This window comes from Nocardioides plantarum (assembly GCF_006346395.1).
GTDB classification, from domain to species: Bacteria; Actinomycetota; Actinomycetes; order Propionibacteriales; family Nocardioidaceae; genus Nocardioides; species Nocardioides plantarum.
Genome location: NZ_VDMS01000003.1, coordinates 92495 through 105909, shown reverse-complemented (window position 1 = coordinate 105909; position 13415 = coordinate 92495). Strand labels below are relative to the sequence as shown.

Here is a 13415-nt window from a genome sequence, read left to right as displayed (position 1 = left end):
ATGACCGACCGGCGCGCGAGAGGGCACCCCGCATGATGGGGCCATGGGCTACCCGCAGCTGATGCACACCGCGCTCGACGCCACGGACTGTCGCGCACTGGCCGAGTTCTATCGTCAGCTGCTCGGTCTGGGCTACCGGCCGGGTGACGAGCCCCCCGACGACGACGGTCCGGACGACGCCGACTGGCTGGTGCTCCTCGATCCCGAGGGACGCCGGGTGCTGGCCTTCCAGCAGGTCGCCGAGCTGACGCCCTCGACGTGGCCGGACGCCGACGTGCCCATGCAGCTGCACCTCGACCTCCGGGTCGACGACGTGGCCGAGCTCGACCGGCACCGGCGTCGGGCCGAGGAGCTCGGGGCCCGCGTGCTGCTCGACCGCACCGACTCCGAGGAGCCCTTGTGGGTGCTCGCCGACCCGGCCGGCCACCCGTTCTGTCTGCTGGTCGGGTGACCGGGCCGGGAGGTCGGCGGACCCTCAGAGAGCGCCGGAACGCAGTGGCCGCCCGGCCGCCATCGGGGTGAAGGCGGAGGTGCGGACGACGAGCCCGTCGATCCGGACCTGGGCGTCGGTGCGGCTCACGATCCGCAGGGTCCCCGACCGGGGCGTGGTGAACGTGGCGATGGCGGCCACCCGCAGCTTGCGGGCGGTGCCCTTGGCGTTGATCGTCGCCAGCTTGGTGTCGCCGAGGAAGACGTCGACCGACCCGAAGCTCTGGGCGTTGCTGAGCACCAGGGCCAGCGACGTCGCCTTGACCACGGGGTAGCTCAGCGTGGAGGTCTTCCGGGTCGCCGCCACGTAGGTGCTACGGAAGTAGCCGGAGGCACTGACGCGCTTCCAGGTGCCCTTGACGATGCGCAGGCGCGCGTCGTCGACCGGCACGTAGAACCGGCGACGGACCGGCGTCGCGTCGGTGTTGCCCGCGGCGTCGGTGGCGGCGACGTAGAGGTCGTAGGTGCCGGCCGGCAGCAGGGACCGGGTGAGGGTGCCGTCGGCACAGCCGACCTCGTTGCCGTTGAGCGTGCAGGTGAAGGTCGACCCGCTCTCGGACGAGGCGAAGGCGAAGGACACGTCGCGGGCCAGCTGGGTGCTGCTCTGGGCGGGTCCGGTGGTGATGCTCGTCTGCGGCGCGGTGGTGTCACCGGCGCTCACCACGAGGGCCGTCGGGGACGAGGCCCCGGTGTAGCGGGGGCTCGTCAGGGTGGCGACGACCTGGTAGGTACGCGCGGAGGTCGGCGAGAACGTGCAGGAGGCCACGCCGGAGGTGACCGTCGCGGTGCACAGGGCGTCACCGGTGGTCTGGTCGCTGAAGGCGACGGTGCCCGCGGGGGTGCCCGGGGTGGCTTCGCCGTCGGCCACGGTGGCCGAGACGGTCACCGGGCCCACGGTCTCGGCCGTGTCACCGGTGTAGGTCACGGTCGCTGCGTCCTTGACCACGACGATCGTGAAGTCGACCGTCCGGTCGCCCGCGTTGCCGGCCCCGTCGGAGACAGTGGCGGTGACGTCGTAGGACCCGGGGTCGACGTCGGCCACGCCGGTCACCTCGAACCGGGTGGTGCCGGGGCGGGTGCCGTCGGCGGACGTGGTCGTCCGAGTCAGGTCGAAGCCGTCCGGCAGACCGGAGGCGCTCGCGGTGATGTCGTCGCCGTCGACCTCGGAGGCCTCGGCGGTGATGGTCGGCGTGGTGGACAGCGCGTCGGACGAGGCCGCCGTGAAGTCGCCGCCGGCCGCGTTGCCGCCGGTCGTGAGCGTCGGGATCGGCGTGGCGAGCACGAGGAGCGTGGCCGCGGCCGAGGCCCCGGTGTAGCGGGCGCTCGTCAGCGTGGCGACGACCCGATAGGTGCGGGTAGCGGGAGCCGAGAACGTGCAGGACGCGACGCCGGACGCGACGGTGGCGGTGCACAGGGCGTCGCCGGTCGTCTGGTCGGTGAAGGCGACGGTGCCGGCAGGCGTGCCCGGGGTGGCGTCGGTGTCGGCGACCGTCACCGAGACGGTGCGGGTGCCCGTCGCCCCGGCGGTGTCACCGGTGTAGGTGAGGGTCGCGGTGTCCTTGGCGACCACGATGGTGAACGACACCGTCTGGTTGGCGGCGACACCGTCGCCGACGGTGACCGTGACCGGGTAGCTGCCCGGGTCGACGTCGGCGGTGCCGGTGACGGTGAACGACGTCGTGCCCGGTCGGACACCGGCGGCCGACGAGGTGCCCCGGGTCAGGGACAGGCCCGCCGGGAGGCCGGACGCGGTGGCGGTGATCGCGGTGCCGTCGACCGAGGAGGACGAGGCCGTGATCGACGGGGTCGTCGACAGTGCGTCGGAGGATGCGGCGTCGAACGTCGCACCGGCGGCGTTGCCACCGGTGGTCAGCGTCGGGGCGTCGGAGCCCGGGGTGATCGAGATGTTGCCGTCGTTGACGTCGTAGAAGTAGTTGCCGACGGCCTCGACCTTGATGCGCCCCTGGGTGGTGGCGACGTTGGGCCAGGTGATCGTCTCGGTGCCGTCGTTGGGGGTGCTGGCGGCCAGGACGGTCGGGAAGGTCAGGCCGCCGTCGGTCGAGAAGGAGATCTTGACGTCGGTGGCGTAGGTCGCGGTGTTGGTGCTCGCGACGTTCCAGGTGAGGCTGCCCGACTCGTTGCCGGTCACCGACGTGGCGGTGCCCTGCGACGTGATCAGGAACGGGCCGGCCGTGCCGACGGTGATCGCGGTGTCGGCGAAGGAGGTGCCGCCGTCGGAGCCGCCGTCAGGTCCGCCGAGGTCGCGGGCGGTGAGCCGGAAGCTCAACGAGCGCGCCGTGGTGGGCAGGAACTCCGAGAAGCACCGCAGAGCGACCGTGTCGGCCGTCCCGGTGCCGGTCAGCGTCGGGCAGCTGCCGGTGGCGGCGTTGGTCTGGCCGGCCGCGACCTGCGCGGCGTCGGGGAACGAGCGCGTCGGGCTGGTGCCGGCGATGTTGAGGCCCGGCGAGTGGTACTGCTGGGTCCCCGCCGAGCCGACGTTGGCGTAGGTGCCGAACACCCGGAACAGCGGACCGCTGGACTTGGTGTTGCTGCTGAGCGTCGTGCCGGTCGTGCCGCCCTGGTTGTTCTGCTCCCACGAGTAGACGAGCGCGTCGTCGTCGGGGTCGGTCGCCGAGCCGGTCAGCGCGAACGGCGTCCGGAGCGGGATGGTCTTGGCCACCGGGGCGGTGACGGTGGGGTTGCGGTTGCCGGTCGGGGCGGGGTTGGCGAAGCCCTGGTTGGTCTCGGGGCCGCCGTTGTCGAAGGTGCCGACGATGGCGGTGAAGGTGCCCGTGACCAGGGCGACCGTGGGCGTCGGGATGTCGGCGGTGCCGGACCAGGTGACCTGGAAGCCGTTGGCACCGGTGCCGAAGCTGGTGCCCTTGGAGCCGCTGACCGTGGCGGTCGCGCCGCTCGGCTCAGCCGCCTCGAGGGCGGTCTTGAGGCCCGCGGCGGTGTAGTTGGTGCCGACCGTGACCGTCGACGGGGTGCCGCCGTAGGAGATGGTGAAGGACTCGCCGGCCGTGGTGAAGCCGCTGAGGGCGATGTTCTGGATCTCCTGCACCGCGCCCGGGTTCGAGCGCGTGAACGCGGCGATCTCGGTCTGGCTGCGCTGGGAGAAGTAGGGGTCGCTGTGGTTCTGCAGGTTGTCGATGCCGCAGATGCCGGCGTAGGCCATCACGGTGACGCCCGAGCCGGGCTCGACCGAGGTCGCGGCCTCCCGGTTGCCGCCGGCGCAGCTGCCGGTGGTGCCGTTGAAGGTGTGGTTGCCCGCGAACTGGTGACCCATCTCGTGGGCGACGTAGTCGATCGCGAACCCGTCACCGGTGGGCGGGTTGAGGCCCGTGCAGCCGCCGGCCTTGATCGTGGTGCCGACCGCGCCCAGGTAGGCGACGCCGCCACCGTCTCCGTCGGGGCCGAACATGATGTGGCCGATGTCGTACTTGTCGGCACCGATGATCTGGCCCACGACGAACCGGTTGGTGTCGATCACGTCACCGCAGCCCACGTCGGCGGACGTGTAGCAGGCGACGTTGCCGCACGGGCCGTTGGCGCCGAGGAACTGGGCGTCGGTGTTGAAGTTGAGGGCGTCGTTGCCGTCGACCAGGAGCATGCGCACGGAGAGGTCGTCGCCGTAGACCTGGTTGACCCGGCTCATCAGGGTCACCTTCTCGGCGGTGACGATCGGGTTGACGACCGCGGGATCGGTCGAGGACGTGAAGTACTGGGTGTAGGACGGGTCGGTGACGAGGGCAAGGCGGTAGGTGCGTTGCACGGCGACCGCTCCCCCGCCCTCGCCGACGCCGGGGTCCCCGGCCACGCGGGCTGCGGCGCGGCGGGCCGCAGCGGCCATGCCGGCCTTCTCGGGCTCGATCAGCCTCTGATCACGCGCGGGCAGGTCCTCGCCGTCGTAGGAGAGGTAGAGCGCATCGGCGCCCTGGTCGGTGCCGTTGTAGGCCGGGTCGACGTACCAGGAGGCACCGGGGCCACGCACGGAGGCGTGGAAGCCCATCGGGGTCACGTCGAGGCGGATGCTGGCCGGGGCCCCGCCCGTCGTCGTGCCGGCGTAGGTCGTGATCTCGGGGTGGGCGGCCGCGAGCCCGGGCTCCATCACCGGTGACTCGGTCACCGCGAACTCGACGAGCTCGCCGTCGGGAGCCGGGACCTCGATCACGAGGGGCTTCGCCGAGGACCTCTCGGCCGGGGCCGACCCGAGCCGCGAGGACAGGGTGCCGAGGTCGAGGTGGTAGGCGGCGTAGGCCGACGGGGCCACCCGCTGACGCAGGCCGGCGCGGCGCGCCTGCGGGCGCTCGGAGACCTCGGTCCAGACGTCACCGGGGTCGGCGGCGGCCGCGACGACCGTGGCGGCCGACCGGGCGGTCGGGACCGCCTCGGCGGGCGGCGCGACGGTGGCGACGAGACCTGCCACCACGGCGGCTGCCGTGGTGACCGAGAGCAGGGAGCGCGAACGAGGTACGACGGGCAACAGGAGTCCTTAGATCGAGGGTCACCGCAATCTAGGCCCCACCACCGACACCTGACCCGGTTTCGGTACGACTGTGTCGCTCGGCCCCGCAACTGGTGCGTGACGGACCTCTCACCGGCCGCCCCGCCGACCCCGGTCAGGCGGGACGGGTACGGACGAGCACGCCGATCTTGTCGATCCGGTGTTCCGGGTTGTCCAGCTCGTCGGCCCAGAAGTTGCCCTCGGCGTGGTCCTCCTGGGTGCGGCAGGTGGAGATGGTGATCATCGCCCGGGTCGCCCGCACACCGGGGCGTCCCGGCACCGCGGCGCGCTGCTCGCGCAAGGACCGCTCGGAGCGGAACGACGTGATCCGCGTCGTGGCGATCCGGTAGACGTAGACGGTCTCCCCCGCCGTCACCAGCACCTCGTCGCCCCGCTCGAGCTCGGGGAGCCGCAGGAAGATCGCCGTCGCGGAGTTGCGGTGGCCGGTGACCTGGTAGTTGCCGATGCCGCCGGGCCCCGTGCCGCCGTCGGGCCCCGACGGGCTCGCGGCGATGCCGGTGTTCTGGATGGCGTGACCGGCCGCGTCGTCGGTGACGCCGCGGTAGGTCTGCACCTCGAGGCCGTCGATGTCGAGCTGCGGGATGCTCATCCGGGCATCGCGGGCCCGACCGTCGCTGACGACGTACGGCGGCGGGGCGGGTGCGGGGGCAGTCGAGGTGGGTGCCGACGTGGGTCCGTCCGGGGACGCCGACGGGGCGGTCGGGGACGCCGGGCTCGGCGGGGCGGTCGGGGCGGTGGCCGACGGGGAGCGGGTCCGCGCCGGCTCGGCACCCTCGCCGTCGACCGAGCAGGCCGACAGCAGGAGCAGGCCTGCGACCCAGGCGGGACTAGACGTCCGCAAGACGCGGCAGCACCTTCTCGACCACGTCGGTCGTCCAGGCCACCGGGTCGTCGGTGGGCGGGGAGAGGGTGACCGTCTCGACGCCGAGGGCGGCGTAGCCCTCCATGTCGGTGAGGAAGCCGTCGGGATCGGTCTGCGGGTCGGCCATCAGGATGACGCTCTTGTCGATCGCGTCGTAGTCGGTGCCGACCTCGTCGCAGTGGCGTCGGAGCACGTCGAGCTTGTGGGCCATCACGTCGTGGCCCTCGCCGAAGATGTTGCACATCTGGGCGTACTGGGCGACCAGGCGCAGCGTCTTGCGCTCCCCCGCCCCGCCGATGAGGATCGGTGGGTGCGGCTGCTGGTAGGCCGGGGGCACGTTGGCGGTCTCGGCCAACCGGTAGTGCGTGCCGTCGTAGGCGCCGGTGTCGGCGCTCCACATCTGCAGGCAGACCTGCAGGGCCTCCTCGAGCCGCTCGAAGCGCTCGGCCGTCGGCGGGAACGGCACGCCGAGGCCGGCGTGCTCCCGGTCGTACCAGGCGGCCCCGATGCCGAGCAGCGCGCGGCCCCGCGAGAGGCGGTCCAGGGTGGTGACCTGCTTGGCCAGCAGCCCGGGGTGGCGGTAGGTCACTCCGGTCACGAGCAGGCTGAGCCGGACGTTGCGGGTGATCGCAGCCAGGTAGCCGAGGGTGGTGTAGCCCTCGAGCATCGGCTCGTCGGGCCCGCCGAGCTGCTCCATCTGGAACCAGTGGTCCATGACGGTGAGCAGGGAGACGCCGCCCTCGTCGGCGACCCGCGCCGTCTCGGTGAGCCGGTCCTCGAGAGTGGTCGGCCAGTCGGGGTGGCTGAAGTTCGCGTAGTGCACTCCCAGCTTCATGTCCCGAGCGTAATCCGGTGACGGTGACCAGGTCAGGTCCCGCTCAGGTGACTCACCTACGATCGCCGCCATGGTGAAGCGACGCGTGTCCCGGCCGCTCGGAGCGGCGGTCCTCCTCGTCCTGGCCCTCGGCGGCCTCGCGGCCTGCGGTGACGACGACGGCAGCGCCGGCCCGGGAGGCGCTGCTACGGAGCGCACCCACGCGCCCCAGCCCACGAACCCGTCAGGCGCGGCCTGCGAGTACCCCGCCGGCGGCGAGGCGGCCAAGCCGGCCGACCCGCCGGCCACGACGGCGGCCTACTCCGGCACCGTCGACGTCACCCTCAAGACGTCCGTGGGCGACCTGGCCGCGACCCTCGACGCCAGCACCGCGCCGTGCACGGTCAACTCGTTCACCTCGTTGGCCAGCCAGGGCTACTTCGACGGTACGTCGTGCCACCGGCTGACCACCTCGGGCATCTTCGTGCTCCAGTGCGGTGACCCCACGGGCAGCGGCTCCGGCGGTCCGGGCTACACCTTCGGCGACGAGCTCAGCGGCTCGGAGACCTACCCGGCCGGCACGCTCGCGATGGCCAACGCCGGCCCGGGCACCAACGGCTCGCAGTTCTTCGTCGTCTACGCCGACACCGACCTCCCGCCGAGCTACACCGTGTTCGGCAGCATCGACGCGGACTCCGTGGCGACCGTCGCCAAGGTGGCGAAGGCGGGCACCGACAACGCCAACGGCGACGGTGACGGGGCCCCCAAGACCAAGGTCAACCTCGAGTTCGTCGACGTCGGCAAGGCCGGCGCCGCGCCCAGTGCCTCCCCCACCGCCACCGCCACGTCCACCGAGCCGGCCGGCGCCTGCACCTACACCTCCGACGGCACCGGGGGCTCCGGCTCGAAGCCGGTCGACGCTCCGCCGGCGGACCCGACCGTCAAGGGCTTGGTCAAGGCCGTCATCACCACCAACGTCGGGCGCATCCCGATCACCCTGGACGCCACCGCCGCCCCCTGCACGGTCGGCTCGTTCGTCTCGCTGGCCGAGCAGAAGTTCTACGACGGCGTGCCCTGCCACCGCCTGACGACCAAGGGCATCCTGGTGCTCCAGTGCGGCGACCCGACGGGCGCCGGCACCGGCGGCCCCGGCTACACGTTCCCCGACGAGCTCACGGGCTCCGAGAAGTACACGACCGGGACGCTGGCCATGGCCAACTCCGGGCCCGACACCAACGGATCGCAGTTCTTCATCGTCTACGGCAAGACCTCGCTCCCGGCGTCCTACACCGTCTTCGGGACGGTCTCGCCCGCCGGGCTCAAGGTCGTCGACAAGGTCGCGCGGGCCGGTGTCAAGGGTGGCGGCGAGGACGGCGCCCCCCAGCGGGCCGTGAAGTTCACCAAGGTCACGGTCGACGACTGACGGTCGCTACAGCGGCCAGGTGACGCCGCTCAGCTCCTCGGACCGGGCCCAGGCCGCCCGGGCCAGGTCGGGGTCGATCGCGCTGCGGCTGCGTCCGACACCGACCGGCCAGCCGTTCATCTCGTGCAGCCGGTGCGGGCCGAGGTAGGTGTTGCCGGGCACGTCCATCGTGGCGGCGTACAGGGTGGGCATCGCGCCCTGGGACGGCTTCATGCCGACCAGGCCGTGGCCCCACGACCCGACCCACGCGAAGAGGCCGGGGCCGCTGCTCGAGGTGATGCCGGTGGCCGTGCTGCCGGGATGGGCGCCGGTGGCCCGCAGGGTCGACCCGGCGGCGGTCAGGCGGCGCTGCAGCTCGGCCAGGAACAGCAGGTTGGCCAGCTTGGACGCCCCGTAGGCGCCGTACGGCGAGTAGCCGCGGCGCTCCCAGTCGAGGTCGTCGAGCTGCAGGTCGCCGGAGCGGTGGCTCTGCGACGACACGACGACGACGCGGTCGGTCAACCGGGGCAGCAGCAGGTTGGCCAGCGCGAAGTGACCGACGTGGTTGGTCGCGAGCTGCAGCTCGATGCCGTCGACGCTGCGACTGAAGGGCACGCCGAGGATGCCGGCGTTGTTGACCAGCACGTCCACGTCACCGCCCGCCACGACCTCGGCCGCGAACCGGCGTACGGAGGACAGGTCGGAGACGTCGAGGGAGGCGACCTCGACCGACCCGTCGACACGGCCGATGTCGCGGACCGCGGCAGCGCCCTTGTCGGCGTTGCGGCAGGCGAGGACGACGTGGGCACCACGCTGCGCGAGCGTGCGCGCGGTCTCGAGCCCGACACCGCTGTTGGCTCCGGTGACCACGAAGCGGCGCCCGTCCTGACGGGGTACGGCGGACCAGGGCGTCGCCCGGCCGGCGCGAGTCATCAGTCGGCGAGGACGTAGGCCACGTCGGAGCCGAGCCCGACGGTCCGCGACACGGTGCAGATGCGGTCGTGGGTCTGCTGGAGGAACCTCGGCAGGCTCTCGCGCGCCTTGTCGCCACCCTCGCCCTCGGGGAACACGGTGTCGAAGAGCAGGCGGAGGTTCTCCATCCGGCCACCGGTCTCGTCGCGCACCTTGTCGCCCTCGGCGACGACCTCGAACCGGGTCGGCTCGGCCCGGCGCCCGGTGAGCTCCTCGACGTTGATCGCCGCGCACCCGGCGAGCGCGGCGAGCAGCAGCTCGACGGGGCTGAAGTCGGTGTCGCTCACCCCGACGTCGAGGGTGCCGCCGGCGGCGTTGGTGATGCGGAACGCCCCCGGGCCCACCCGGGCCAGGCTGACGCTGCGGAGGCTGTCGTGGGTCGGGTCGGTCATGGCCCCAGGCTGCCACGTCGGCGGCCGTCTCGGACACCGGTCCGACACGCGCGGGATCCCGCTCGCCTTGAACCTCGCGCCCGAGTCCGTCACGTTGGAGAGGTCAGAGAACGACACCCGCACGAACCGGAAGGAAGGCGAGCCCATGCTCACCCTCACCGAGAACGCGAGCACGATCGTCCGAGACATCACCGCTCAGCCCGAGCACACCGAGACCGCCGGCCTCCGCATCGCCGCCGACGGCGACCCGTCGTCGTTCACCATCGCGCCGGTCACCGGCGCCGAGCCTGCCGACCTGGTGGTCGAGCAGGCGGGGGCCACGGTGTTCCTGGACGAGGGGGCCGCCGAGGTCCTCGACGACAAGATCCTCGACGCCGCCATCGACGACCAGGGGCGCGTGGAGTTCGCCCTCGCCCACCAGGCCTGAGGCGCGCTGGGCTGGACTGGCAGGGTGGTCGGGTGACTACGACGACTCGCCAGATCCAGCTCACCGCCCGACCGCAGGGCACGCCCACGCCGGCCGACTTCCGCACCGTCGAGGCCACGCTGCCCGACCTCGCGGAGGGCCAGGTGCTGGTGCGCAACACCTACCTGTCCGTCGACCCCTACATGCGGGGCCGGATGAACGACGTGAAGTCCTACGTCCCGCCGTACGCACTGGACGCGCCGCTCGAGGGCGGTGCTGTCGGCGTCGTCGAGGAGTCGACGTCGGGGTCCGTGCCCGTGGGCGCCACCGTGCTCCACATGGCCGGATGGCGTGAGCACGCCGTGCTCGGCGAGCGCGAGGTGCGCGTCGTCGACACCGACGCCGCGCCGGCGTCGGCCTACCTCGGCGCGCTCGGCATGCCGGGCCTGACCGCGTGGGTCGGGCTGACCGCCATCGCCCACCTGCGCGAGGGCGACACCGTCTTCGTGTCCGGCGCCGCCGGCGCGGTCGGCTCGATGGTCGGCCAGCTCGCCCACAAGCTGGGTGCCGCCAAGGTCGTGGGCTCGGCGGGGTCCGCGGCCAAGGTCTCCTGGCTCGTCGACGAGCTGGGCTACGACGCCGCGTTCGACTACTCCGAGGGCCCGGTCGCCCGTCAGCTCGCCGAGCACGCGCCCGTCGACGTCTACTTCGACAACGTCGGCGGTGACCACCTCGAGGCTGCGATCCAGCACATGGGCACCGGCGGCCGGCTCGCCCTGTGCGGCGCGATCGCCGGCTACGACCACCCGGTCCCGGGTCCCCGCAACCTGATGCTGGTGATCGCGAAGCGGCTGATGCTGCGCGGCTTCATCGTCAGCGACCACGGCGACCTCGCCGGCGAGTTCTACCGCACCGTCGCGCCGTGGCTGGCCAGCGGCGACATCACCTACCGCGAGACCGTCCTGGACGGCCTCGACCGCACCGTCGAGGGGTTCCTGGGCCTGGCCACCGGCGCCAACACGGGCAAGATGCTGATCAAGCTGGGCTGATCGCCAGGGCGGGGGACGCCGCTCGACCGCACCGTGCCTAGGCTCTTCGCATGCCCGTCGCGTCGTCCCGCAGCCTGCTCCGCACCGAAGCCGTCGCCCGCCGTGAGCAGCTCGACGTGACGTCGTACGACGTCGTGCTCGACCTGACCGGCGAGGCGACCTTCGGGTCGGTGACCACGATCGAGTTCGAGAGCACCGGGGGGCCGACGTTCGTCGACCTCAAGCCGGTGTCGGTCGCCGCGATCCGGCTCAACGACCGGCCCGTCGACGTCGACCTGCTGCGTGAGGGGCGGCTGCCGATCGAGACGTCGGCCGGCACCAACGTGCTGGTGGTCGACGCGCGGATGCCGTTCCGCAACGACGGGGAGGGGCTGCACCAGCACGTCGATCCCGCCGACGGACGCCGCTACGTCTACGGCATGTCGTTCATGGACGCCGCGCCGACGGTGTTCGCCTGCTTCGACCAGCCCGACCTCAAGGCGCCCTACACGCTGCACGTCACCGCGCCGCCCGACTGGGTGGTCGTCGGCAACGCCCCGGCCACCAACCCCGAGCCGGGGCGGTGGGAGATCGGTCCGACCCAGCCGCTGTCGACCTACTTCGTCACGGTCGTCGCCGGTCCCTACCACGTGGTCCGCGACGAGCACGACGGCATCCCGCTCGGCCTCAGCTCGCGACAGAGCCTCGCCCAGCACCTCGACAAGGACGCCGACGAGCTGCTGACGATCACCCGGCAGTGCTTCGACGAGTTCCACCGGCTGTTCGGCATCCGCTACCCCTTCGGCGACTACCACCAGGCGTTCGTGCCCGAGTTCAACGCCGGCGCGATGGAGAACCCCGGCTGCGTGACGTTCCGCGACCAGCTGGTCTTCGACACGCGGGTCACCCGCGGGACCCGGATCGTGCGGGCCACCACGGTGGCCCACGAGATGGCCCACCAGTGGTTCGGCAACATCGTCACGCCGACCTGGTGGGACGACCTGTGGCTCAACGAGTCGTTCGCCGAGTACATGGGCAACCGCGTCACCGCCGACGTCACCCAGTACGACGACGCCTGGACCCACGTCGCCTGGTCGCGCCGCCAGTGGGGGCTGCTGGCCGACCAGCGCCCGACCACGCACCCGGTGGCCGGCAACGGCGCGGTCGACGCGGTGGCCGCGCTGCAGAACTTCGACGGCATCTCCTACGCCAAGGGCTCCAGCATCCTCAAGCAGCTGTGCACCTCCCTCGGCGACGAGGTGTTCTTCGCCGGCGCGATCGACCACTTCACCCGTCACCGCTTCGGCAACGCCACCATGCACGACCTCGTCGCCAGCTGGGAGAGGTCCGGTGCCGGCGACCTCTCGCCCGTCGTCGACCAGTGGCTACGGGTCGCCGGGGCCGACACCTTCACGCTCGACCGCGAGGCCCACGTGCTCCGTCGTACGCCGCCGCCGGAGCACCCCGCCGACCGCGCCCACCGCTTCGAGGTCGCCACGCTGAGCGAGGGCAGCGTCACCACCACCGTCGTCGACGTGTCCGGCCCCGAGACCCCGCTGCCCGACCTCGCCGGCACGGTCGTGCTCGACCCGCGGGAGCAGAGCTGGGGCGTCTACGTCCCCGACACCGCCACCGTGGCCGGCCTGCGCACCGAGCTGCCACTGGTCGGCGACGACGGGCTGCGCGCCGCGATCTGGAACAACCTCAAGAGCGGGTTCAACGAGGCGCTCGTCGCCCCCGACGACGTCGTCGAGCTGCTCGTGCAGGCCTTCCCGGTGCAGGACACCGAGGACACCGCCCGGCACACCGTGCCGTGGGTGCTCGGCGAGGTGCTGCCGGCGGCGACGCCGGGCTCGACCGCGCGGGTGCACCGGGCCGTGGCCGACCTGGTCGGCTCGACCGAGCCGGGCTCCGAGCTGCAGCTCTCGGCGTTCCGGGCCGCCGTGCGCACCGCCGACGACGTGGACCTGCTGCGCGACTGGCTCGCCTCGCCCCCGACCGGGATCGACCTCGACGCCGACGTGCGCTGGCGGCTGCTGGTGCGCCTCGCGACCCTCGGCGGCACCCACCCGACCGAGCTCGACGCCGCCCTGGCCGACGACAGGACCGCAGCGACGGCCGTCTCGCACGTGCTGGCCACGACCTCCCTGCCCACGGCCGAGGCCAAGGCCCTCGCGTGGGAGATGTTCACCGGGGTCCTCGACTCCCCCAACTACGAGCTGGTCGCTGCCGGGCAGGGCCTGTGGCAGGGCTCCCAGCGCGAGCTGACCGCGCCCTACGTCGAGCGCTACTTCGCCGAGCTCCCGGCCACCTCGCAGGTGCGGTCGGGCTGGGTGCTGGCGCTGGCGGCCGACGCGTTCTTCCCGCGGACGTTCGTCGACGACGACACCCTCGCCCGCACGGAGGCGCTGCTCGACAGCGACGTGCTCGAGCCCGCCGTACGCCGTCGCGTCGCCGACCACGCCGACGAGCTCGCCAGGCGCCTGGCCGTCCGCGCGGCCTACCCCGTCTCGTGAGCCCGC

General features: G+C 72.5%; 10 protein-coding genes. 5 read left to right on the top strand and 5 right to left on the bottom strand.

All coding sequences use genetic code 11. The annotated features are described in order from the left end of the window. Positions 1-43 precede the first annotated feature (43 nt). On the top strand, positions 44-451 hold the full coding sequence (locus tag FJQ56_RS15880) for a VOC family protein (protein ID WP_140010565.1): 408 nt from the start codon (positions 44-46) through the stop codon (positions 449-451). A gap of 24 nt (positions 452-475) precedes the next feature. Here FJQ56_RS15880 and FJQ56_RS22225 read toward each other — a convergent pair whose 3' ends face one another. From FJQ56_RS22225 to FJQ56_RS15865, 3 genes are all read right to left on the bottom strand, one after another. Then, the gene (locus FJQ56_RS22225) at positions 476-4975 is read right to left on the bottom strand and encodes a M12 family metallo-peptidase (protein ID WP_170215432.1); all 4500 of its coding nucleotides are present in this window, start codon (positions 4973-4975) and stop codon (positions 476-478) included. Positions 4976-5111: 136 nt separating this feature from the next. Continuing rightward, a complete protein-coding gene (locus FJQ56_RS15870) occupies positions 5112-5858 on the bottom strand; it encodes a sortase domain-containing protein (RefSeq protein ID WP_246084197.1) in 747 nt (248 codons plus the stop codon). Further along, complete coding sequence (locus tag FJQ56_RS15865) at positions 5845-6714, bottom strand: LLM class F420-dependent oxidoreductase (protein ID WP_140010564.1); 870 nt, start codon at positions 6712-6714, stop codon at positions 5845-5847. Before FJQ56_RS15865 ends, FJQ56_RS15870 begins: the two co-directional genes overlap by 14 nt. 70 nt (positions 6715-6784) lie before the next feature. Here FJQ56_RS15865 and FJQ56_RS22950 point away from each other — a divergent pair, with 70 nt between their 5' ends. Continuing rightward, on the top strand, positions 6785-8116 hold the full coding sequence (locus tag FJQ56_RS22950) for a peptidylprolyl isomerase (protein WP_170215431.1): 1332 nt from the start codon (positions 6785-6787) through the stop codon (positions 8114-8116). Between the two features lie 6 nt (positions 8117-8122). Here FJQ56_RS22950 and FJQ56_RS15855 read toward each other — a convergent pair whose 3' ends face one another. Together FJQ56_RS15855 and FJQ56_RS15850 are read right to left on the bottom strand one after the other, a co-directional pair. Beyond that, positions 8123-9028, bottom strand: a complete 906-nt coding sequence (locus tag FJQ56_RS15855; RefSeq protein WP_140010563.1) for an oxidoreductase — start codon at positions 9026-9028, stop codon at positions 8123-8125. Continuing rightward, a complete protein-coding gene (locus FJQ56_RS15850) occupies positions 9028-9459 on the bottom strand; it encodes an OsmC family protein (RefSeq protein ID WP_140010562.1) in 432 nt (143 codons plus the stop codon). The genes FJQ56_RS15855 and FJQ56_RS15850 overlap by 1 nt, the downstream gene beginning before the upstream one ends. A 145-nt stretch (positions 9460-9604) precedes the next feature. Here FJQ56_RS15850 and FJQ56_RS15845 point away from each other — a divergent pair, with 145 nt between their 5' ends. The 3 genes from FJQ56_RS15845 to pepN are packed head-to-tail and all read left to right on the top strand — an operon-like array spanning position 9605 to position 13409. Then, positions 9605-9886, top strand: coding sequence for a Fe-S cluster assembly protein HesB (locus FJQ56_RS15845; protein WP_140010561.1), 282 nt, complete (start codon positions 9605-9607; stop codon positions 9884-9886). A 32-nt stretch (positions 9887-9918) separates the two neighbouring features. Continuing rightward, a complete protein-coding gene (locus FJQ56_RS15840) occupies positions 9919-10914 on the top strand; it encodes an NADP-dependent oxidoreductase (RefSeq protein ID WP_140010560.1) in 996 nt (331 codons plus the stop codon). A 50-nt stretch (positions 10915-10964) separates the two neighbouring features. Then, positions 10965-13409, top strand: a complete 2445-nt coding sequence (pepN, locus tag FJQ56_RS15835) for an aminopeptidase N (protein ID WP_140010559.1) — start codon at positions 10965-10967, stop codon at positions 13407-13409. The last annotated feature ends 6 nt before the right edge of the window (positions 13410-13415 follow it).